Annotated in this window: 19 protein-coding genes; 9 read left to right on the top strand and 10 right to left on the bottom strand. The window is 73.0% G+C overall.

Going from position 1 to position 20,659, the window contains the following annotated elements; all coding sequences use genetic code 11:
• Positions 1 to 5: 5 nt before the first annotated feature.
• The 10 genes from AAH979_RS20025 to AAH979_RS19980 all read right to left on the bottom strand — a co-directional run bounded on the left by AAH979_RS20025 (position 6) and on the right by AAH979_RS19980 (position 11,461).
• Positions 6 to 785, bottom strand: coding sequence for a glyoxalase (locus tag AAH979_RS20025; RefSeq protein ID WP_346259651.1), 780 nt, complete (start codon positions 783 to 785; stop codon positions 6 to 8).
• 171 nt (positions 786 to 956) lie between these two features.
• A complete protein-coding gene (locus AAH979_RS20020) occupies positions 957 to 1,877 on the bottom strand; it encodes an oxygenase MpaB family protein (protein ID WP_346259650.1) in 921 nt (306 codons plus the stop codon).
• Between the two features lie 8 nt (positions 1,878 to 1,885).
• Complete coding sequence (locus tag AAH979_RS20015) at positions 1,886 to 3,154, bottom strand: MAB_1171c family putative transporter (RefSeq protein WP_346259649.1); 1,269 nt, start codon at positions 3,152 to 3,154, stop codon at positions 1,886 to 1,888.
• Between the two features lie 11 nt (positions 3,155 to 3,165).
• Positions 3,166 to 3,669 (bottom strand): hypothetical protein, encoded by a 504-nt coding sequence (locus AAH979_RS20010; protein WP_346259648.1) that lies wholly within the window; start codon positions 3,667 to 3,669, stop codon positions 3,166 to 3,168.
• 51 nt (positions 3,670 to 3,720) lie between these two features.
• Positions 3,721 to 4,170 carry a helix-turn-helix transcriptional regulator gene (locus AAH979_RS20005; RefSeq protein ID WP_346259647.1) on the bottom strand — a complete coding sequence of 150 codons (450 nt, stop codon included), beginning with the start codon at positions 4,168 to 4,170 and terminating at the stop codon, positions 3,721 to 3,723.
• Positions 4,171 to 4,572: 402 nt separating this feature from the next.
• On the bottom strand, positions 4,573 to 5,622 hold the full coding sequence (locus AAH979_RS20000; RefSeq protein WP_346259646.1) for a polysaccharide deacetylase family protein: 1,050 nt from the start codon (positions 5,620 to 5,622) through the stop codon (positions 4,573 to 4,575).
• A 171-nt stretch (positions 5,623 to 5,793) separates the two neighbouring features.
• A complete protein-coding gene (locus AAH979_RS19995; RefSeq protein WP_346259645.1) occupies positions 5,794 to 8,874 on the bottom strand; it encodes an EAL domain-containing protein in 3,081 nt (1,026 codons plus the stop codon).
• Positions 8,875 to 9,091: 217 nt separating this feature from the next.
• Positions 9,092 to 9,592 carry a hypothetical protein gene (locus tag AAH979_RS19990; protein ID WP_346259644.1) on the bottom strand — a complete coding sequence of 167 codons (501 nt, stop codon included), beginning with the start codon at positions 9,590 to 9,592 and terminating at the stop codon, positions 9,092 to 9,094.
• A gap of 94 nt (positions 9,593 to 9,686) precedes the next feature.
• Entirely contained in the window at positions 9,687 to 10,781 is a 1,095-nt protein-coding gene (locus AAH979_RS19985; RefSeq protein ID WP_346259643.1) for a DUF4037 domain-containing protein, read from the bottom strand.
• A gap of 266 nt (positions 10,782 to 11,047) precedes the next feature.
• Entirely contained in the window at positions 11,048 to 11,461 is a 414-nt protein-coding gene (locus tag AAH979_RS19980) for a YchJ family metal-binding protein (protein ID WP_346259642.1), read from the bottom strand.
• A 200-nt stretch (positions 11,462 to 11,661) separates the two neighbouring features.
• Between AAH979_RS19980 and AAH979_RS19975 the strand changes: the two genes are divergently transcribed.
• The 9 genes from AAH979_RS19975 (at position 11,662) to pheT (ending at position 20,651) form a co-directional block, all read left to right on the top strand.
• Complete coding sequence (locus AAH979_RS19975) at positions 11,662 to 12,162, top strand: DUF1707 domain-containing protein (protein WP_346259641.1); 501 nt, start codon at positions 11,662 to 11,664, stop codon at positions 12,160 to 12,162.
• Positions 12,163 to 12,303: 141 nt separating this feature from the next.
• Positions 12,304 to 13,254, top strand: a complete 951-nt coding sequence (locus AAH979_RS19970) for a DMT family transporter (RefSeq protein WP_346259640.1) — start codon at positions 12,304 to 12,306, stop codon at positions 13,252 to 13,254.
• Positions 13,255 to 13,409: 155 nt separating this feature from the next.
• Positions 13,410 to 13,928: a PH domain-containing protein gene (locus AAH979_RS19965; RefSeq protein WP_346259639.1), complete on the top strand. Its 519-nt coding sequence runs from the start codon at positions 13,410 to 13,412 to the stop codon at positions 13,926 to 13,928.
• 341 nt (positions 13,929 to 14,269) lie between these two features.
• The gene (infC, locus tag AAH979_RS19960) at positions 14,270 to 14,890 is read left to right on the top strand and encodes a translation initiation factor IF-3 (RefSeq protein ID WP_278062658.1); all 621 of its coding nucleotides are present in this window, start codon (positions 14,270 to 14,272) and stop codon (positions 14,888 to 14,890) included.
• A 20-nt stretch (positions 14,891 to 14,910) separates the two neighbouring features.
• Entirely contained in the window at positions 14,911 to 15,105 is a 195-nt protein-coding gene (gene rpmI / locus AAH979_RS19955) for a 50S ribosomal protein L35 (protein WP_203860005.1), read from the top strand.
• Between the two features lie 32 nt (positions 15,106 to 15,137).
• On the top strand, positions 15,138 to 15,530 hold the full coding sequence (gene rplT, locus AAH979_RS19950; RefSeq protein WP_346259638.1) for a 50S ribosomal protein L20: 393 nt from the start codon (positions 15,138 to 15,140) through the stop codon (positions 15,528 to 15,530).
• 32 nt (positions 15,531 to 15,562) lie between these two features.
• Positions 15,563 to 16,447, top strand: coding sequence for an RNA methyltransferase (locus AAH979_RS19945; RefSeq protein WP_346259637.1), 885 nt, complete (start codon positions 15,563 to 15,565; stop codon positions 16,445 to 16,447).
• A gap of 502 nt (positions 16,448 to 16,949) precedes the next feature.
• Positions 16,950 to 18,011 carry a phenylalanine--tRNA ligase subunit alpha gene (locus tag AAH979_RS19940; protein WP_346259636.1) on the top strand — a complete coding sequence of 354 codons (1,062 nt, stop codon included), beginning with the start codon at positions 16,950 to 16,952 and terminating at the stop codon, positions 18,009 to 18,011.
• A 63-nt stretch (positions 18,012 to 18,074) separates the two neighbouring features.
• On the top strand, positions 18,075 to 20,651 hold the full coding sequence (gene pheT, locus AAH979_RS19935; protein ID WP_346259635.1) for a phenylalanine--tRNA ligase subunit beta: 2,577 nt from the start codon (positions 18,075 to 18,077) through the stop codon (positions 20,649 to 20,651).
• Positions 20,652 to 20,659: the final 8 nt, after the last annotated feature.

Genomic DNA, 20,659 nt, shown 5'->3' with positions numbered 1-20,659 from the left:
ACCGGTTACTCCTCGCCGGGGCCGTCCCCCTCGGGCGCGGTGGCCTCCGGCAGCCATCCGGTGAGCACCGTCGGGTCGGCGACGGCGCGCTCCACCTGCTCCCGTTCGGGCCCGGTCAGCGAGATCTCCCGTAGCCGGGAACCCCACTCGGGCACCCGGTCGGGTTCGTCCAGCGCGATCGACAGTTCGACCAGCGCGGCGAGCGCCAGGGCCCGGTCGAGACCGGACGCCGTCTCGCCGTGCCGGCGCAGCCCGGAGTTGAGCGCCCGGAACGCGGCCCGGTCGTCGGTCTTGAACTCGCGCAGGATCCGCGCGTTGTCGAGTACCTTGGCCAGCCCGGTCAGCCGCTTCGCGCCGCCGTACTCCAGCTCCTGCGGCTCGTCGCGGCGGATGAAGATGATCGAGTTGCCGGACGGGTCGACGATGCTGAACCGGGAGGCGCCGGGCCGGTAGCGGGTGATCCGCGGCAGCCCCTTGCCGAGCACCTTCCCGTACGTCTTCCGCATCGCCGCCACGAAGGCCGCGTGGTACGGCGCGACCGCCCCGACCATCACCAGGCAGCCGCCGGTGTTCTCCAGCGCCGGGTCGAGCCCGGCCGGTGCGGCACCGTAGTGCAGCTCGAACCCGCTCCACCGCAACGCCAGATACAGGTACGGCTTGCGCTGCTCCCAGGTCACCTCGAAGCCCAGGGCCCGCCAGAACGCGAGCGTCTCGTCCGCGGACACGCAGTTCAGCAGCGGTACGGTCGTCTCGTCCGGCACTATCCGTTCGTCCGTCGTCGCCATCGATGTCTCGCCCCGTCTCGGCCGGTAGGTCCGGCCATTCTGCCAGCGCGCCGGCACCCTTCGCCTATGAGTGGCGGGAAGGTTGAGAGTTGTGCGTAGGCGGTCTGCGGGACCGAGCCGGCCCGGATCTCGCCGGCATCGGATTCGACCCTGACCGTCGTGCCACCCGGTCTACCCTGCGGCTCGATGGTCCGGACGGTGCTCCGGACGCGCTGCCCGCCCGGCTTCGTGCACCCGGTGCTCCTGCGCCGGGCCGACCGTGGCGATGTCGTACCCGTCGGGGTAGGTCTTCGCCCGCAGCCCGCCGTCGAGGTACTGCCGCCGGCGCGGTGCCGCCCCGTGCCGCAGGTACGCGGCCCGACCGGCGAGCCCGCCGGCCAGCAGGGCCCGGGCCCACCACGGCGGCGGTGCGATCGAGACCGCCGCCCGCAGCGGTGGGTCGAGCAGCGCGTCGGCGACCCGCTCGCCGATCGGTACCAGCGGCTTCGGCAGGTCGGCGAGCAGTCCCTTGGTCGCGGTGATGAGCCGCCGGGCGGCCGGGGTGGCGGCGAACCGCGCGGCCTCGAAGGTGTCGTACCAGTCGGCGTAGCTGTCCAGGTCCGGCGGGATGCCGGTGATGCGCAGCCGCCGGCCGAGTTCGGCGTAGAAGTGGTAGGTCGCGGTGCGCTCGTGGCAGCACAGCGGGCGCCAGCCGTACCGGTCGATCCACCGGGTACCGACGAAGACGAAGGTGCCGAGCACGTAGAGGTAGTCGTCGTTGTCGATGGCGTACCGGCGGTGCAGTTGGTTGAGCCGGCGGGTGGCGGCCCGGCCCAGCGGGTGGTCGAGGCCGTGCTCGATCAGCGTGTACATCAGGATGCCAGTGTCGTCGGCGCGCCGCTCGGTCCGGGACGTGGTCTCACCGGTCGCGGCCAGCAGCTCGGCGATCGACGGCACGGCGAAGGTGCGCCAGAACGCCAGCAGCAGCCCCATCCGGACGTCGAACGGGAACTCCCACAGCGCGGTGGTCCGGTAGATCCGGTGGCAGTCCCGCGCGGGGTCGAGTTCGCGGATCTCGCGTAGCCGGTCGAAGCGGCCGGGCCGGTGCAGCATCGGTTCGGTCAGCTCCGCACCGGCGCACCGGGCGAGCTGGTTGCGGTCGTCGCCGGCGGCAGCCGGCGCAGCGCCGACGAGACCCGGCCGAGGAACTCCAGGTCGGCGGCGAGGTCGCCGTCGTCGTCGGCCTGTGCCGGGGTAGCGGAACGGGTTTCCCGGGCAGCCGGAGCGCTCGGATCCGCGTCCTGCCGTTCCGGGCTCGCCGCCCGCAGTCGGGCCAGCGCGTCCCGGATCCGGATCGCCTCCCGGGTAGCGGCGGCCGTCCTGCCGCCGGCAGCGTCGGGGCCGCGACCGTCCGGCGGGGGAGTCCCGTCGGGCGGTGCCAAATACGGCGCGAGCGCGAGCCGGCCGTCGCGGATCTCGATGACCCGCCGGTAGAGCGCGAAGTCGAGGTCGCGCAGCATCCGCAGGTCGGCCCGGCGGGACGCGGGCGGGTCCAGGGCGATCTCCGGCATCACCTGGTACATGGCGTGCCACAGCGGATAGAGCCGGAGGTAGGTGCGGGCCCGTCCCAGCCTGTCCGCCGCGGCGGAGAGGTTCGGTCCCCAGGACGGGATGGTGAAGCCGATCGTGATCACGAGCGCCCCGGCGCAGGCGCAGAGCGTACCGACGTCGCTCAGGGCCGGCAGCGTCGTGCCGAACCAGGCGGCGACGACGTACCCGCCCTTGCCGAGGCAGTAGCCGAGCGCGACGATCGAGCCGGCCGCGACCAGCCGCAGGCCCCGGCGCAGCCACGGGCGCCCGTCACTCCGGGCGACCCGGCTGGCGAACTGGAGGCTGCGCCAGGCGGCGACGCCGAGCCCGAAGGCGAACGCGGAGACGTAGACCAGCAGGAAGGTGCCGCCGACCGGGCGGGGGCCGTAGACGTCGTCGAAGTCGCTCGGCGCCTCGACGGTGGCGCCGCTGTTGGCGAAGAGCACCGCCATGGCGACCAGCACCAGGCCGTAGAAGACCGCCAGCACCCGGGCCCGGGGCAGCGCCTCGGCCGCCGGCATGTGCCAGAGCATCAGCATGACCAGCGCGGTGATGCTGTATCCGACGATGCAGCCGTAGACCAGCAGCGAGGCGAGGTTCGGTACCCCGAAGAAGCGGTTCACCGCCGTGTAGACGGCCGGGACGGCCATGGTGAACCCGGCCGCCGGCAGCGCGATGCAGAGGGTCAGCACCCACAGGTTCAGGTTGCGGGGGTTGCGGGCGAGTGCCGCCACCTTGTAGCCGACCGCGATCCACGCGACCGCCGCGCAGAACAGGAAGATGCCGCTCTTACCGTCCATCCGGCAACACCCTAGTGTTCCAGCGACTGGCCGAGCCGCTCGACCACCGGGTCGCTCGGGGTACGCGGGGCCGGCGGGCGCCACAGCCCGGCGCGCTGCCCGAGCAGCGAGGCGAGGGTCTCGGCCTCCTGCTCCTCCTGGCTGCTGTAGTTGGTCCGGGCGAACATCGCCCGCACCACCCCCGGGTCGAGATGCCGGAACAGCTGTCGGCTGCCCTGTACCTCGTCGACCAGGTGCAGCCGGTGCTCCAGCAGCAGGTGCGCCAGCTCGTGCAGGGCGATGTGCACCCGCTGCACCCCGGTCGCGGCGGAGGTCACCACCAGGTAGTCGGCGGCGTCGGTCGAGACGCAGAGCCCGCACGGCGCCCCGGGTGGCAGGTCGAACGCGATCAGGTGGACCGGGCGTCCCCGGTCGGCGCCGAAGTCGCTGATGAACGTGTCGAGGTCGAACGGGTCCGGTACCCGGATGCCGCGCGCGATCTGCTCACAGCGCCGGCGTACCTGCCGTAGCGTCATGGGCCCACCGTCCCTCTGCGCGGCGTGCTGTCGCCAGACCGCGATCCGCATTCACGCGCCATCATCCGCGTCCGGCTTGCCCTGTTCAAGGACGCGGATCACCCCGAGCAACTCGGTGAGGGCATCGATGGCGGACTGCGCCTCCGGGATCACGGAGTTGCGCAGCGCGACGGTGCGGGCGCGTACCTGCTGCAATGCGGCGGCGAGGTCGAGTTCCTTGTCGACGTCGGCGGCCAGCCGGTCGCTGGTGAAGTACTCCACCGGTACCCCGAAGAACTTCGCCAGCGCCCGGAGGTGGCTGAGGTTCGGGTCCCGCTTCTTTCCGGTGCGTAGCTGGCCGATGTAGGTGTGCGAGATCGACTCGCCCTGTGCGGTGATCGCGTCCGCCACCTCGCGCAGGCTGTACGCGCTGCCGTCGGGCTTGCGGATCCGGTCGAAGAGCCGGTCCAGCCGGTCGGCCAGGGTCCCCGAGCTGCGGAACTCGTCCGCCTCCTCAGCCATCTGGCCTCCTCCGGGACTGGTTCCAGTGGTTTACAGCATGCCACAGCACTGTCCACAAATGTTGACGGGATCACCTGCCGTGTGCGTATCATCGCTGCGAACGCGCGGGCAGGCATGACCGGAGGCATTATGCCGGGACGCGCGGGCACGGGGAGGTGCCGTCGTTCAACGGGGGAGACGGGAACGTGTCGCTAGACCGGAGCCCGTCGTACTGACGGCATCTGCGGACCACTCGCCGGGGGCGGCGGGTCCGTTAGCCCGACGGTCGGCGTCGGGCGCCCGGCCGGACCAGGGGGTTCCGCCGGTCGCCCGACGCCAGATCCACGCCGGACCGGCCCGCCGACGGCGGGCGTCCGGTGCGGAGGACGCCTCCTCCGCACCGGACGGCGAAAGGTGCGCCACTCAGCTCGCGGTGCAGGTCGGTGACATGCCGGTCCCGCTACCGCTGCCCTGGAAGCCGAACTCGGTCGACTGTCCGGGGGCGATCCGGCCGTTGAAGCTCACGTTGGTGAAGGTGACCGCCCCGCTGCTGCCGCTGCGCTGGCTGTTCCACGAGTTCGTGACCGTGGCGCCGGACGGCAGGTTCACCCCTACCGACCAGCCGTTGGTGCCGGACGAGCCGGCGGTGACCCGTACGGTGGCCACGAAGCCGCCGTTCCAGGAGTTCAGCGACACGGTGGCGGTGCAGCCGCCCGGTCCCTGCGTCGGCGGGTTGGTCGGCGGGTTCGTGGGCGGGTTGGTCGGCGGGTTGGTGCCGTCGGGCGCGACGGCCCGGCCGGTGGCCGGGGAGATCATCCCGGGGCAGAGGTTGCGGTTGGCCAGGTTGGTGACGATCTGCGGTACGGCGTTGATGGTGGTCTGGTAGCCGTCGTGCATCAGGATGACGCCGCCGTCGGTGAGGTTGTTGGCGGCCTGGACGATCTGGGCCGTGCTGGCGCCGTTCCAGTCCTGGGAGTCCACGCTCCAGAGCACCTCGGTCAGGCCGAACTGGGCCTGCACCGAGCGCAGCGTGGCGTTGGTCTCGCCGTACGGCGGCCGGAACAGCCTCGGCGCGGTCCCGGTGGCCTGCTGGATGGCCTGCTGGGTCTGGCTGATCTCCGAGGTCATCTGCGCGGTGCTGAGCTGGGTCATGTGCGGGTGCGTCCAGCTGTGGTTGCCGATCCACATCCCGGCCTCCTGCTGGGCGCGGACCAGTGCCGGGTTCTGCTGGGCCCGCTGGCCGATGTTGAAGAAGGTGGCCCGGGCGCCGGCCGACCGCAACGCGTTGAGCAGCGCGCTGGTGGTGCCGGTGTTGGGGCCGTCGTCGTAGGTCAGGGCGACGTAACCGTTGCAGGCCGCGGCGGCGACCGGTGGGGCCGCGGCGGTGACGGCGACGACTCCGGCGGTGACGGCCAGAGCGGTGGCGGCGAGCGCGGCGTACAGGCCGCTCGGCCGGGAACGTGGACGGGGCATGGGGGCTCCTCGGTGGGGGCAGGGTGGCCTGCCGGCGATGGTGGGCGTTGAAATATTCCGCAGTGTCGATCGAAATATATTCAACGGCGATGGTCGATGTCTAGCGGCGCTGTGCCGGGCGCGGGCGGGCGCGCGGTCCCCCGGGGCCGGGCGCGGTCTCCGGCGCCAGGGTCAGCGGACCGCCCGGGCCGCCAGCCGGGGGAGGTCGACCGGCGTGCCGTCGCGGAGGATCGCCTCGGCCTCCGCCCCGGTGACCGGGCCGGCGAAGAGATAGCCCTGGCCGTGGTGACAGCCGTAGCGGCGCAACTGGTCCCGCTGTGCGGCGGTCTCGATCCCCTCCGCCACCAGCTCCAGCCCCAGGTTGAGCCCCATCGACACGATCGACCGGACCAGTTCGCGGCTCTTGCCGTCGGTCGCCAGCGGCGCCACGAAGGACCGATCGATCTTGAACGCGTCGATCGTCAGGTGGTGCAGCGCCTGCAACGAGGAGTAGCCGGTGCCGAAGTCGTCGATATGCAGCTGTACGCCCAGCTCGTGCAGGGCCGCCAGCTTCGTCCGCGCCGCCGGGACGTCGTGCACGATGACGCCCTCGGTGATCTCGATGATCAGCGCCGCCGGGTCCAGCCCGGCCGCCCGCAGGCTCTCCTCGATGTCCTCCAGCAGCCGGGTGTGCCAGAACTGCCGGTTGGAGACGTTGACACTCATCCGCAACCCGTCCGGGGCGGACCCGCTCGCCCGCCAGGCGCCGAGCTGGCGGCACGCCTCGGTCAGCGCCCAGCGGCCGATCGACGGCATCAGCCCGCTCTCCTCGGCGATCGGCAGGAATTCGGCCGGCAGCACCAGGCCGCGTACGGGATGCCGCCAGCGCACCAGGGCCTCGAAGGCGCGGGTACGACCGTCGGTCAGCCGTACGATCGGCTGGTAGCGCAGTTCGAAGCCGCCGGTCTCCAGTGCCCGGCGCAGCTCCGCCTCGGTACGCAGCCGCCCGACGACCCGCTCGTGCATGGCGATGTCGAACACCGCGTGCGAGCCCTTGCGCTGCCACTTGGCCGAGTACATCGCGGTGTCGGCGTCCCGGATCACGTCCTCGGCGTGCTGGTAGCCGGTGCTGCTGCGGGAGATGCCGATGCTGGCCGAGACGACGAACTCCTCCTCGCCGAGCCGGAACGGCACGTCCAGCGCGCCCCGGATCCGTTCCGCCACCGCGACCGGGTCCTCGCCGCCGGGCCGCTGCCGCAGCAGTACGGCGAACTCGTCCCCGCCGAACCGGGCCGCGACGTCGGCCTCCCGGGCGCTGGCCCGGATCCGCTCGGCGACCTGGACCAGCAGCCGGTCACCGGCCAGATGTCCCAGGCTGTCGTTGACCAGCTTGAAACCGTCGAGGTCGAGCAGCAGCATCGAGTAGTGCCGCTCCGGGTGCCGCGTCTGGGCCGCGACGGCCGCCTGTAGCCGGTCCAGGAACAGGGTCCGGTTGGCCAGCCCGGTCAGCGGATCGTAGAGCGCGGCGTGCCGCAGCAGGTCCTCCTGCTCACGCAGGGACTTCAGCACCGCGTCGTGGTCGAGGGCGATGGTCAGCAGGGCCGCCCACTGGTTCATCATCTCCCGGCCACTGGCCACCTCGGCCTCGATCGGACCGACGACGGCGAGCATCCCCCAGTCGCTGGCGCCGATCCGCAGCGGTGCCACGTAGACCATCTGATCGGCGTCCAGGTCCGCGAGGTCGACCAGTTCGGGCGGCGGGAACGACCGGGGCGGCACCGGCTCGACCGGCATCGGCACCGGTCCACGGTCCCGTTCGAACATGGTGACCAGGTCCAGCGCCGGTTCGGCGGCGTCGCCGCCGGCCAGGGTGCCCGACCAGAGGCCGAGGCAGCCGCCGCGGGCGTTGGTGTCCTGGATCCAGGCCAGTGCCCGGGGGTCCTTCTCGTGGCTGCGCAGCAGGTTCTTACTGACCGTGTAGAGCGTCTTGAGGGTGGTCTGGAACTCGTTTTCCTCGATCTTGTGGGCCCGGGACCGGCTCTGCGCCAGTGCGACCACGATCTCCTCGGTGCCGGCCCGGACCCGTTCGGCGCCGGCCTGGTCGTGCCGCCCGACACGCCGGACCAGACCCAGCCCGTACCGCCGCACGCAGTCCATCATCCGGACCACGCCCTCCGGATGCCGCTGGCTCAGCCTCTGCAGGCCGATCAGGGACTGGCGGAGGTCGAGCAGGTCCGGACCCGCGGTACCGTCGCCGGCCGCGGCGAGGGTGTCGGCGATCAGGGTGCCGGCCCGGGCGATGGTGGCCCGGCGGGTCGGATCGACCGGAGCCGGCAGTGCCGTGACGAGTCGGGCGACCAGGTGGTCGGCGGTCGACAGGTCGGCATCCGGCTCCGCCGCCAGCGCCACCGGGGCCAGCGGGTCGGGGCAGCCGCACGATTCGCGCGGCTGGAACGACGTGGGCACCGAGAAGGTACGGGCCTCGACCTCCTCCCCGCGCGCGGCGCGCAGCGCCAGCTCGGCGGCGATCCGGCCCAGGTCCTCGAAGCTCTGCCGGACGGTGGAGAGGCTCGGGGTGAAGTAGACCACCCCTTCCATGTCGTCGAAGCCGACCACCGCCTGCTCATCCGGCACCTGCACGCCGGCGGCCAGGAAGGTGCGGAGCAGTCCGATCGCGTTGAGGTCGTTTCCGGCCACCACCGCCGTCGACGGCAGCCCGGCGGCCAGCATCGCCCGGCCCGCGCGTTCGCCGCCGCTCTCCCGGTTGTCACCGGTGTCGAAATGCAGATCGGTACGCGGTGTTATCCCGCACTCCAGCAGGGCGTCGCGATAGGCCTCGTAACGCTCGCGCAGATCCCGCAGTTCCAGATATCCCGCGAAGGCGATCTCCCGATGGCCGTGCTCGACCAGGTGCAGTACCGCCTCGCGTACTCCGCCGCGGTTGTCGGGGAGCACGACCGGGCAGGAGACGCCGGGCATCTCGTGGCTGATCATGATCACCGGTTTGCCGGCGCGCTGGATCGAGTTCAGGTATCCCGGCGCTGCCGAGTTCAGGATGACCACGAACGCGGAGACGTGGTCCCAGGCCACCGGGTGCGGAAAGTCCGGAGGTTCGGGCGGGTCGAAGTCGAATGTGCCGGCGCCGAGCGTCTGAATGGCGATCATCCGGCCGCCGGCGGCTGCGGTCGTACGCGCGATTCCGCCAAGAATGCTGCCGAAATAGTCACAACCGACAGACATGGTGAGTACGCCGATGGTGGGGCCATCGACCACGGCCATCACCTCCTGCGCCAGCCGACGCAGTACGTCGCGAAGGCCGGGCCGAGTCCGGTGGAAAAGGTGGCTTTCCGGTGGTTGTTCCGATCAACTTCCGGAAATATTTCAGATAATCGTCGAGGAGCCTACCGGATCATGTTCGGACGCGTCGATACGCGCGAATCCATTCGCCCGAGGTCGCGGAACCGCGCCGCCCGTCCCGAGCGGCCGGTGATCAGGAGCCGAAGCAGCCCGGCAACCGGGGAATGACGTCGGACGGGACCAGGTCCGTGCAGACCGCATCGGTGCCGGCGGCGAGCGCCGTCCACGTCGCACTGTCCCGGTCGTACGCGAAGACGACCCAGGCCGGATCGGCCCGCTCCGGCGGGACGATCGTCGTCGCGGTCGCGTACCCCCGGTGGCAGGCCGGGTCACGGACGCCGCTGATCTCCGCGTCGACGGCGGCGAACAGTTTCCGGTTGGCCTTGAGCGCGGTGAACAGGGTCGCCGCGTCGACCGGGCAGCCGTCCGTCGCGGCCGGGGTGGGGCTCGGCGTCGGCGCGGCGGCCGTCGCCGACGCGGCCGGCGGCGTGCTTGCCGGGCCGGTCGTCTCCCCGCCGGTGCAGCCGGAGACCGGCACCACCAGCCCGACGAGGCCGACGAGCCCGACGCCGCGACGGGCGACGATGGTACGGCCGGGAGCCCCGCGCGGTGCGCGGATCACGACGGCGGTCATGCGGAGGCAGGCTACCGAACGTCCGCCGCCCGTGGGGTGCACCGCCGGCCCGGGTGGGACGCGCTCCCGATCCCGGTGGCGAGGTCGCGGCGCGTCAGCGCTGCCGATGCCGCCAGGCGGCGGCCGTCAAGGCCCTGGTCAGCTTCGGCTGGCACAGCACGGGGGTGCTGTCCACGTACTGGTCGATGCCGCCGATCGGAGGCAGTCCGGCGATCTCGGGGTCGGTGATCCGGGCCAGCAGGGCGGCCGCGAACCGGTCGGCGCCGATGACCGGGTACGGCCGGTCGTGGAACCGCCGCCGGGTCGGGTCCACCGGCTCGGCCAGGCCGAGCCGGTTCTGCCACGCCCCGGCCGCCTCGTAGGCGGTGCAGAGCGCCGCCTGCCGCGCCACCGCGTCCCCGGTCAGCGCCTCGTCCAGTGCGGCGGCCACCGCCGACGTCTCCGGCAGGGCGGCGAAGGCGCTGCCCAGCCACTTGCCGTACGGCGGGTACCGGCGGGCCAGCAGCAGGCAGAGTCGCATCACGTCCCGGGCCAGCCGGGCCGCCAGCACCCGGCTGCCCGCCTCGGACCCGGCCTCGGCGGCCCGCCCGACGAACGGCTCCTCCTGGCCGATCCGGGCCCACTGGCAGGCCAGCAGGTAGCGCCAGACGTCCTCCGGATACCAGCGCAGGCGCTCCCGCAGCGCGGTCAGCTCGCCGAGGTCGTCGTGGAACACGGCCCCGCCGGTCACCTCGGCCAGCAGTTGCGCCGGGGTGGCCAGCCAGTCGAAGGCCCGCACCCCGAGCCGGGGATCGAAGCCCAGTTGCGCGTCACACCAGGCGCCCAACTCGGTCACCTGCACCAGGTGCGCCACCGGCCCGTCGGTCGCCGCCGGCACCTGGGCCCGGCCCGCCGCCGGGACGAAGTGCGTCGGCCAGCCGCCGACCTGTTTCGGCAGCCGCTCGGAGAGCAGCGTCGGAATCCGCTCGCCGTACCGGGCGAGGTCGTCGGGGGAGAGGAACAGGGTGAGCCGGGGACCCCAGTCGTGGTCGACCGAGCGCTCGGTGTCGAAGCCGAGCACCTCCGACCCGGGGCCGAGCCGGGCCGCCGCGTGCCGCAGCCCCGGGTACGCCTCGGCGAGCAGCGGGCGCACCGCCTCGGTGTAGAACAGCCGGCACAGTCGCAGCCCCGGCACGAACGGCCCCCGCATCCGGCTCACCGTACGGCCGACCGTACGGGTCGGGCCAGCGAATTGTCGGGGTCTGCGGCTGCATCTGGTACCGGAGTACCGGGGTACCGGCGCTCGGTGCACCGGGTCGACCCGAGGCGGCTCCGGTTGGAGCTGACCCCGACCCCGCAGGTGGCGTCCGGGGTGGCCGACCTGATGGTCCACACTGCCCGCTCCCGTCCGCCGATCCGGGTGTTCGGTGCCGACCGACCGGCGGGCCAGCGGGTTCGCCGTCCCGACCCGGTGGGCTACCCGGCGTCGAGGTAGCGCCACTGGCCGTCCTCGCGGCCGAAACGGCTGCGTTCGTGCAGCTCCCCGGGCCGGCCCGACCGCCGGTAGTGGGCCCGGAACTCGACGGTGCCGGTGGTGTCGAACAGCCCACCCCGGTCGGTGTCGAGGATGTCGAGCCGGGTCCACCGGTCCGCCGGGTCGAGCGTCAGCCGGGCCGGGCGGGTGCTGGAGCGCCAGGTCCGGAGCAGATAACCGGGGTCGCCGACGGCGTACGCACTGAACCGCGAGCGCATCAGCGCCTCGGCGGTCGCCGCGACCGTACGCCCCTGGTGCAGGGCGCCGCAGCACTCCCCGTACCCCGATCCTGAGCCGCACGGACACGGCCGGCCGGACTCGTCGCCGCCCGCCCGGCGGGCCTTGCGTTTCGCCACGCGACGATTGTCGTCCCCGGCTCGCCCCTCCCTGCGGGCGGCCGGTCCGGGTGAGCTGATGTCCCCGGTCGCGATCGGCCACTGCTGCCGGAAGACACGGGCGTGTGGCCGAATCGTGTCCTCGGCTTGACGGAGCCTGGCTACCTTGGAGCTGTTCCGGCGACCGCCTCGGCAACAGCGAGGAGCCCGTGGAAGTGTTGATGAACGAGCGGGTCGGCACCGCCCAGCGCGGCACGGTGCTCGACCTGCTCTCCCGGGCGCTCGAGGAGGGCTATCTCGAGCTCGCCGAATACGAGGAACGGATGGTGTCCGTGCAGGCCGCCAGGACCGTCGCCGACCTCACCCGGCCGCTGGCCGACCTGCCGGCGCAGTTCCGGTGGTATCCGCACCCGCCCGCCGGTGCGGCGGCCGCGCCGCTGGTGCGGCCACCGGGGGGACGGCCCGGGCAGCTCGGGCAGGTTGGCACGGAGCGCGGCGAGGAGCGCGACACCTGGGTCGCCGCGCTGATCCTCGGCATCGTGTCGCTACCGCTCTCGCTCTGTCTCGGCGCGGGGGTGCTGCCCGGGGCGGTGGCCATCCTGCTCGGCCGGCCGAGGCGCGGGAGATCGCACCAGGTGAGGGCGACCATCGGCATGGTCCTCGGCGTCGTCGGTGTCGCGCTGTCGTCGGTGATGATCGTCTCCGCGTTCGTCGTCGACTGAGCGGCGCCGCCCGCCGGGGCGGAGCGATCCTGGTCACGATCACTGACAGCCGTACCCGCCGGCTGTGAAGCTGGACCGGCGCTGTGCGGAGCCGGTCGAACGGCGGCCCGTCCGGGCGGCGCGTTCGGACGGGGTGTCGCTGTGCGAAGGGTGCCGGGTCTGCCGGTGAAGGTGCTGCCGGGCTGGGCGGCGATCGGGCTGACCGTGCTGGCCGGGGTGGGCTCGGCGGCGCAGAGCCTGGCCAACGCCGAGATGGGCGAGCGGACCGGTCATCCGATCATCGGGGCGCTGGTCAACAACACCGGCGGAGTGGCCCTGGTCCTGCTCGGCCTGCTCGCCCTGCCGTCGATGCGCGCCGGTCTCGGGGTGCTGCGTCGGACCAGACTGCCGTGGTGGACGTATCTGGGCGGGCTGTGCGGGGCGTTCTTCATCGTCGCGGCGACGTACATCGTGCCGGTGCTCGGGGTGGCGATCTACACCATCGCCCAGGTGGCCGGCAACAGCGGCGGCGGGCTCGTCGTCGACCGGACCCGGCTCGCCCCGGCCGGCCGGATGGGGCTGACCCGGTCCCGGGTGGCGGGTGCGCTGCTCGGGATCGCGGCGGTGGCGCTGGCCCAGTTCGGCCGGCCGGTCGGCGACCTGGCGGTGGGGCTGGTGCTGCTCGGTGTGGTCTGCGGGGTGCTGGTCACCGTCCAGGGCGCGCTGAACGGCCGGATCTCCACGGTCGCCGACCCGGCCGCCGCCACGGCGGTCAACTTCGCGGTGAGCAGCGCGGCGATGCTGCCGGTGGCAGCCGTGACCGGCGCCCTGGCCCAGCTCGGCGCGACCGGCTGGCCGAGCGAGTGGTACCTGTACGTCGGCGGTCCGCTCGGGGTGACGATCACCGTCGCGCTGCTGGTCGGCATCCGGTCGATGGGACTGCTCCGCACCGGCCTGGCCCTGGTCGCCGGGCAGTTGGGCGGGGCGCTGCTGCTCGACCTGCGGCCGGGTGGACCCGGCGCGAGTCTGGCGGTGCTGGTCGGGGCGGTGCTGACCCTGCTCGCGGTGGTCGTCTCCGGCCGGGCGGCCCGGGGTGCCCCGGCCGCCACCTGAGCCGGCCACGGCCCGGTTCGTTTCCCGGCCCGCCGGTACACCCGTCGAGCCGACCTGATCGCAGCGGTACCGCCCGGTGTTCCAGGCGCTCACCGTGCTCCGCCTCGGGTGGGCTGGCGGCATCCGGTCGGACGCCGGATGGCAGACTGGACGGCGTGACCGAATCCGCCGTCGCCCGTGATCCCGGCACCGTACGCGTGCGTCCGCGACGCATCCGGACGGTCTGCTGGATCCTGGCGCCCGCGCTGGTGGTCATGTTCGCCCTGCTGAGCATCGGGCTGCACGGCTCGACCGGTTCCGGGGCGGCTACCTTCCAGCGCGGCGACCAGCTCGCCATGGCCGGGCTGGGCGTGCTGGGCGGCTTCGTGGTGCTGCTCTTCACCCGGCCCCGGGTGGAGGCGGACGCCCAGGGGGTCCGGGTGCGCAACGTCTTCCGCGGCTACGACCTGCCCTGGGACGTGGTCCGGGCGGTCCGCTTCGACCGGAGCTCGGCCTGGGCCAGCCTGGAACTGCACGACGACGAGCTGGTGCCGGTGCTGGCCCTCCAGGCGGTGGACCGCGAGCTGGCGGTGGACGGCGTACGGGCCCTGCGTGCGCTGCACGCCGCGCAGCAGCAGCCCCAGCCGGCACAGCCGGAACCCGAGGTCGTCCAGGGTCAGCGGACGGCGGGGTGATCGCCCGTCGGCGACCTGCCGTCTCCGGCGTGCCCGTTTTGGCATCCTGCGGGCTGACCTGCTAGTCTTTACCAGTCGACCACTGTCTGGGTTTATCCGCAGGCAGTCAAGAAGCGGAGCGCCTGCTCCCACCCGTGTCGCCTCATCCGGTGGCCGGGTCCGGTCACCGGTTCGGCTTCGCCGATCCGGGGGTGCGATCGCAGATCGCCGCAGACCGGTCGAGCGGGCCCTGGCATGCGCCGGGGCCTTCTGCTTTGGGTCGAAGACGTTAGGACCGGCCACCGCTGACGCGCGGCCGGTGAGGATCACCACGAGGAGGCCCCATCAGCGTCGAGCCACGCGTGAACGAACAGATCCGGGCACGTGAGGTCCGACTGGTCGGCCCTGAGGGCGAGCAGGTGGGCATTGTCCCGCTGGAGCGCGCTCTGCAGCTGGCCGCGGACGTCGACCTGGACCTGGTCGAGGTTGCGCCCATGGCGCGCCCGCCGGTGTGCAAGCTCATGGACTTCGGCAAGTACAAGTACGAGTCCGCACTCAAGGCGCGCGAAGCCAGGCGTAACCAGCAACAGACCGTCATCAAGGAGATGAAGCTCCGTCCGAAGATCGATCCGCACGACTACGAGACCAAGAAGGGTCACGTGGTGCGGTTCCTCAAGGCGGGTGACAAGGTCAAGGTGACGATCATGTTCCGCGGTCGGGAGCAGAGCCGACCGGAGCTGGGTTACCGGCTCCTGCGCCGACTCGAATCCGAGATCTCGGAACTGGGGTACGTCGAGGCCGCTCCGAAGCAGGACGGCCGTAACATGATCATGGTCCTGGCTCCGCACCGGGCCACCAAGGCCGCCGCCACGGCTGCCCGGGCTGGCTCGCCGCGAGAGCGGGAGGCCGGTGCCGCCGAGGCACCGCCGGTCGCCGAGGCGGCGCCCGGTCCGGCCGGACCCGCCGGAACCACCGGCGAGTAACAGGGGAGAGACGCACCAAGATGCCGAAGATGAAGAGCCACACCGGGATGGGCAAGCGGGTCAAGGTGACCGGCAAGGGCAAGATCGTTGCCCAGCAGGCCGGCCTCCGGCACAACCTGGAGAAGAAGCCCTCCACCCGGACCCGCCGGCTCACCGGCACCGTCGAGGTGGCCAAGGCCGATTTCAAGCGAATCAAGAAGTTGCTGGGCCGCTGACGCGCGCCTCTTGACCTGAAGGAGTAGTTGAGATGGCACGCGTCAAGCGGTCAGTGAACGCCCAGAAGAAGCGTCGCACGGTCCTGGAGACCGCCAGCGGCTACCGCGGCCAGCGGTCCCGGCTCTACCGCAAGGCCAAGGAGCAGGTGCTGCACTCGATGCAGTACGCCTACCGGGACCGGCGCGACCGCAAGGGCGACTTCCGGCAGCTCTGGATCACCCGGATCAACGCGGCAGCCCGCGCCAACGGGATGACCTACAACCGGCTCATCCAGGGCCTGAAGCTGGCCGGCGTCGAGGTGGACCGCAAGATCCTGGCCGACCTCGCCGTCAACGACCCGACGGCCTTCGCGGCCATCGTCGAGGTCGCCCGCGCCGCCGTGGCGGCCGAGGGCACCGGTGGCGCGTCGGCCCAGGCCGCCTGACCACACCGCGACACCCGATCGAGGCGTCCCGCATGTCGGTAAACCCGCAGGTGGGGCGCCTTGACCATGTCCGGGCACCGGATCAGCCGCTGTTCACTCCGCGTACCCCGAGGATCGTCGCGGCCCGGCGGCTGCACCGGCGCCGGGAACGTGACACCACCGGCCGGTTCCTGGCCGAGGGCCCGCAGGCGGTCCGGGAGGCACTGGCCGCGCCGGGCCTGGTGGTCGAGCTCTTCGGCACCCCGGCCGGGCTCGACCGGTACGCCGACCTCGCCGGCACCGCCGCTGCGGCCGGAGTACCGGTCTCCGGGGTGACCGACGACGCGCTCGCGGCGTTGACCGAGACGGTCGCCCCGCAGGGGATCGTCGCGGTCTGCGCCCGGCTCGACGTGCCGATCGGCACCGCGCTGCACCGGCGTCCCCGGCTGGTCGCCGTGCTGGCCGAGATCCGTGACCCGGGCAACGCCGGCACCGTGCTGCGCACCGCCGACGCCGCCGGGGCCGGTGCGGTGGTCTTCGCCGGGGACGCGGTCGACCCGTACAACGGCAAGTGCGTGCGGTCGTCGGCCGGCAGCCTCTTCCATCTCGACGTGGTCCGGGCTGCCGAGCCGGCCGGCGTGGTGGCCGAGCTGCGGGCGGCCGGGCTGGCCGTGCTGGCCGCCTCCGGCTACGGCGAGACCGACCTGGACGACCTCGCCGACTCCGGCGGCCTGGCCCGGCCCACCGCCTGGCTGTTCGGCTCCGAGGCGCACGGTCTGCCGGCGGAGCTGGCCGACGCCGCCGACGCCCGGGTACGCGTGCCGCTGCACGGCCGGGCCGAGAGCCTCAACCTGGCTGCCGCCGCCGCGGTCTGCCTGTACGCTTCGGCCAGAGCACTGCGGCCCGGGGCCGCCCGCACCGCGCCGGAGGGCGCATAATGGGTCCGGGGCAGCAGAACAGACCAGGGAGTTGTCGACCTGATGACCGAGTCCGCGAGGTGGCGTGTCCGCGACGCACGACGCCACTCGTTTAGCCAGCCCGCCGGTGTCGGCGGGCGGCAGGGCTGACTCTTCTCCTCCCTGCGCACCCTCCCCACCGGCGGGCTGCGGCCCAGCCGCCCGTCCGTAGACTCTCCGGAGCCGCCCGGAAGGGCTGCCCACCGAACCTTTTCAACCTGAACAGCGCGGTGCCGGCGCCGGCGAACCTGACCTCGGGCCACGATGGACCGCACGGGGAGGTTGACCGAGGTTCACCGACCTGTCCACGGCGTCGCCGGTGCTCCGGTGCACACCGACCGGATCGCCCGGTTCTCGTACCGCTCGTGAGCGGGCGACCCGGGTCTCCGGCGGGGGTGCCGGAGGCGTCCAGCACGGCGCAGCGGACATTCGACGCGAGGCAGCGGGACCACCGCCCGCGATGTAGAGGGAGTAGCCGCACGCCATGACGTATCGCAACGACCCGTACGACCCGAAGCAGGTCGCCCTGCTCGACCCGGAGGCGCTGGCGGCGGCGGTGGCCGACGCGACGGCCGCGTTCGACGCCGCCACCGATCCCGACGGGCTGGCCGAACTGCGCCGGGCGCACCTCGGCGACCGGGCGCCGGTGTCACTGGCCCGCCGGGAGATCGGCGCGCTGCCGCCGGCCGCCAAGTCCGACGCCGGCAAGCGGGTCAACGAGGCCCGCCGGTCGATCGAGTCCGCCTACGCGCAGCGGCTCGCGGTCGTCCAGGCGGCGCAGGCCGAGCGGATCCTCGCCGAGGAGCGGGTGGACGTCACGATGCCCTACGACCGGCGGCCGCGCGGCGCCCGGCACCCGATCAGCACCCTGTCGGAGCGGATCGGCGACCTCTTCGTCGGGATGGGCTACGAGATCGCCGAGGGGCCCGAGGTCGAGTTGGAGTGGACCAACTTCGACGCCCTGAACATCCCGCCGGACCATCCGGCCCGGGGCACCATGGACACCTTCTACCTGGACCTACCGGGGCTGGTGCTGCGTACCCACACCTCACCGGTGCAGGCCCGGACGATGCTGGCCCGCAAGCCGCCGATCTACGTCGTCTGCCCCGGCCGGGTCTACCGGACCGACGAGCTGGACGCCACGCACAGCCCGGTCTTCCACCAGGTCGAAGGGCTGGTGGTGGACGAGGGGATCACCATGGCGCACCTGCGGGGCACCCTGGACCACCTGGCCAAGGCGATGTTCGGGGCCGAGGCACGGACCCGCTGGCGCCCGCACTACTTCCCGTTCACCGAGCCGAGCGGCGAGTTCGACGTCTGGTTCGCCCAGCACCGGGACGGCCCGCGCTGGGTGGAGTGGGGCGGCTGCGGCATGGTCAACCCCCGGGTGCTGCGGGCCTGCGGCATCGACCCGGACGTCTACTCCGGATTCGCCTTCGGGATGGGCATCGAGCGCACGCTGATGTTCCGGCACGGCATCGGCGACATGCGGGACATGGCCGAGGGCGACGTGCGGTTCACCCGCGCGTTCGGGGTCGAGGTGTGAACGCCGATGGCGAATGACGGAACGGAAGCGATGCACGTCGGAACGGATGCGGTGGTCTGAGTCATGCGAATTCCTGTTTCCTGGCTGCGCGAGCATGTCGACCTGCCCGCCGAGCTGAGCCCCGAGGAGCTGGACCAGGCGCTGGTCAACCTCGGCATCGAGGTCGAGTCCGTCGTGGACCTGCGCGGCACCGTCACCGGGTCGCTGGTGGTCGGCGAGGTGCTCGAGATCGAGGAGCTGACCGGGTTCAAGAAGCCGATCCGGTTCGTCCGGGTCGACGTCGGCGCCGCGAACGGCACCGGCGAGCCGCAGGAGATCGTCTGCGGGGCGACCAACTTCGCCGTCGGCGACCGGGTGGTGGTGATCCTGCCCGGCGGCGTACTGCCCGGCGGGTTCGCGATCGGCGCCCGGAAGACGTACGGGCGCAACTCCAACGGGATGATCTGCTCGGTCCGCGAGCTGGGGATCGGCGACGACCACGCGGGCATCCTGGTGCTGCCCGAGGACGTGCCGGCCAAGCCTGGTGACGACGCGCGGCCGGTGGTCGGGCTCGACGACGTGGTCGTCGAGGTCGAGATCACCCCGGACCGGGGGTACGCGATGTCCGTGCGCGGCCTGGCCCGGGAGCTGTCGCACGCCTTCGAGGTGCCGTTCCGGGACCCGGGGCGCTCACCCGCGCCCGGGGCGACGCCGGAGCCGGCGTACCCGATCCGGGTCGTCGACACCGTCGGCTGCGACCGGTTCGCCGCGAGGGTGGTCCGGGGGATCGACCCGGCCGCCGAGTCGCCGACGTGGATGCGGCAGCGGCTCACCCACGCCGGCATCCGGACCATCTCGCTGCCGGTCGACATCACCAACTACCTGATGCTGGAGCTGGGCCAGCCGATGCACGCCTTCGACCTGGACGCGCTCCGGGGCGAGCTGGTGGTCCGCCGGGCGGTGCCGGGTGAGCGGCTGACCACGCTGGACGGGGTGGACCGGGCGCTCGACCCGGAGGATCTGGTGATCTGCGACGCCGGCCTGCCCGGATCGGTGGCCGGTGACGGCGGAGTGCCGATCTCGCTCGCCGCCGTGATGGGCGGCGAGACCAGCGAGGTCGCCGACACGACCGTCAACGTGCTCTTCGAGGCGGCGCACTGGGACCCGGTGGTGGTCGGCCGGACGGCACGCCGGCACCGGCTGTTCAGTGAGGCCGCCAAGCGCTGGGAGCGGGGCGTCGACCCGGCGCTGCCGCTGGTCGCCCTGGAGCGGGCGGTCGCGCTGCTCACCACGTACGGGGGTGGCACGGCCGGCGCCGAGGTGCTGGACGTCGACCACGTCAGCCCGCCGAACCGGATCGTCATCGACGCGGACCTGCCGGCCCGGCGCGCCGGGGTGCCGTACGAGCCGGCCCGGACGGTGGCGCTGCTGGAGCGGGTCGGCTGCGCGGTGGCGGTCGGCGACGGGCGTGCCGGCAACGGCAACGGAAACGGGGGGCGGCACGCGAGCGGGCCGGAGACCCTGGTGGTGACCCCGCCGACCTGGCGGCCCGACCTCACGGACCCGGCGGACCTGGTCGAGGAGGTGATCCGGCTGGACGGCTACGACAAGGTGCCGTCGGTGCTGCCGGTCGCCCCGCCCGGCCGGGGGCTGACCCCGGAGCAGCGGCGGCGCCGCTCGGTGAGCCGTACCCTCGCGGAGAGCGGCTTCGTCGAGGCGCTCTCCCCGCCGTTCGTCTCAGCGGAGCTGTTCGACCGGCTGGGGCTGCCCGCCGACGACCCGCGCCGCACCGCGGTACGCCTGGCCAACCCGCTGGCGGACACCGAGCCGCTGCTGCGGACCACACTGCTCGGCACCGTGCTCGGCACGCTGCGCCGCAACCTCGGGCGTGGCCACCGGGACGTGGCGCTCTACGAGATCGGCATGGTCTTCCTGCCCCGGCCGGGGACCGCCGCACCCCCCGCGATGGGCGTGGACCACCGGCCCAGCGACGAGGAGTTCCGGGCCGCCGACGCCGTCCTGCCGGACCAGCCATGGCGGGTCGCCGCGGTGTTGACCGGCGAGGTGGAGCCGGCCGGTTGGTGGGGTGCGGGGCGCCCGGCCGGCTGGGCGGACGCCGTGGAGGCGGGCCGGAACGTGCTGGCCGCCGCCGGCATCCCCGGGCACCGGGTGGTGGTCCGGCAGGCCGGGTACGCGCCCTGGCACCCGGGCCGGTGCGCCGAGTTCCGGGTCGACGACGTGCTGGTCGGGCACGCCGGTGAGCTGCATCCGGCGGTACTGGCCGAGCTGGACCTGCCGCCCCGGACCAGTGCCCTGGAGATCGACCTGGACGCCCTGCCGCCCGCCCCGGTGGTACCGGCACCCCGGATCTCCGGCTATCCGCCCGCGCTGATCGACGTGGCGCTGGTGCTGGATGCCGGCGTGCCGGCCGACGAGGTGGGCCGGGCGCTGGCCGAGGGTGCCGGTGAGCTGCTGGAGTCGATCCGGCTCTTCGACGTCTACTCCTCCGAGCAGTTGGGGCAGGGTCGCCGGTCACTGGCGTACAAGCTGGTGTTCCGGGCGCCGGATCGGACCCTGACCGGCGAGGAGGCGGTGGCCGCCCGGGACGCGGCGGTGGCCGAGGCGGCCCGCCGGTTCGGGGCGGTGCTCCGGGGCGCCTGACCGGGACG

The organism is Plantactinospora sp. ZYX-F-223 (assembly GCF_039649625.1).
Lineage (GTDB): Bacteria > Actinomycetota > Actinomycetes > Mycobacteriales > Micromonosporaceae > Plantactinospora.
This window is presented reverse-complemented; position numbering and strand designations above follow the sequence as displayed.

Coding starts and splice junctions, on each gene's coding strand:
- AAH979_RS20025 (WP_346259651.1), bottom strand. CDS start 785: ATGGCGACGACGGACGAACGGATAGTGCCGGACGAGACGACCGTACCG.
- AAH979_RS20020 (WP_346259650.1), bottom strand. CDS start 1,877: ATGCTGCACCGGCCCGGCCGCTTCGACCGGCTACGCGAGATCCGCGAA.
- AAH979_RS20015 (WP_346259649.1), bottom strand. CDS start 3,154: ATGGACGGTAAGAGCGGCATCTTCCTGTTCTGCGCGGCGGTCGCGTGG.
- AAH979_RS20010 (WP_346259648.1), bottom strand. CDS start 3,669: ATGACGCTACGGCAGGTACGCCGGCGCTGTGAGCAGATCGCGCGCGGC.
- AAH979_RS20005 (WP_346259647.1), bottom strand. CDS start 4,170: ATGGCTGAGGAGGCGGACGAGTTCCGCAGCTCGGGGACCCTGGCCGAC.
- AAH979_RS20000 (WP_346259646.1), bottom strand. CDS start 5,622: ATGCCCCGTCCACGTTCCCGGCCGAGCGGCCTGTACGCCGCGCTCGCC.
- AAH979_RS19990 (WP_346259644.1), bottom strand. CDS start 9,592: ATGACCGCCGTCGTGATCCGCGCACCGCGCGGGGCTCCCGGCCGTACC.
- AAH979_RS19985 (WP_346259643.1), bottom strand. CDS start 10,781: ATGCGGGGGCCGTTCGTGCCGGGGCTGCGACTGTGCCGGCTGTTCTAC.
- AAH979_RS19975 (WP_346259641.1), top strand. CDS start 11,662: ATGAACGAGCGGGTCGGCACCGCCCAGCGCGGCACGGTGCTCGACCTG.
- rpmI (WP_203860005.1), top strand. CDS start 14,911: ATGCCGAAGATGAAGAGCCACACCGGGATGGGCAAGCGGGTCAAGGTG.
- rplT (WP_346259638.1), top strand. CDS start 15,138: ATGGCACGCGTCAAGCGGTCAGTGAACGCCCAGAAGAAGCGTCGCACG.
- AAH979_RS19945 (WP_346259637.1), top strand. CDS start 15,563: ATGTCGGTAAACCCGCAGGTGGGGCGCCTTGACCATGTCCGGGCACCG.
- AAH979_RS19940 (WP_346259636.1), top strand. CDS start 16,950: ATGACGTATCGCAACGACCCGTACGACCCGAAGCAGGTCGCCCTGCTC.
- pheT (WP_346259635.1), top strand. CDS start 18,075: ATGCGAATTCCTGTTTCCTGGCTGCGCGAGCATGTCGACCTGCCCGCC.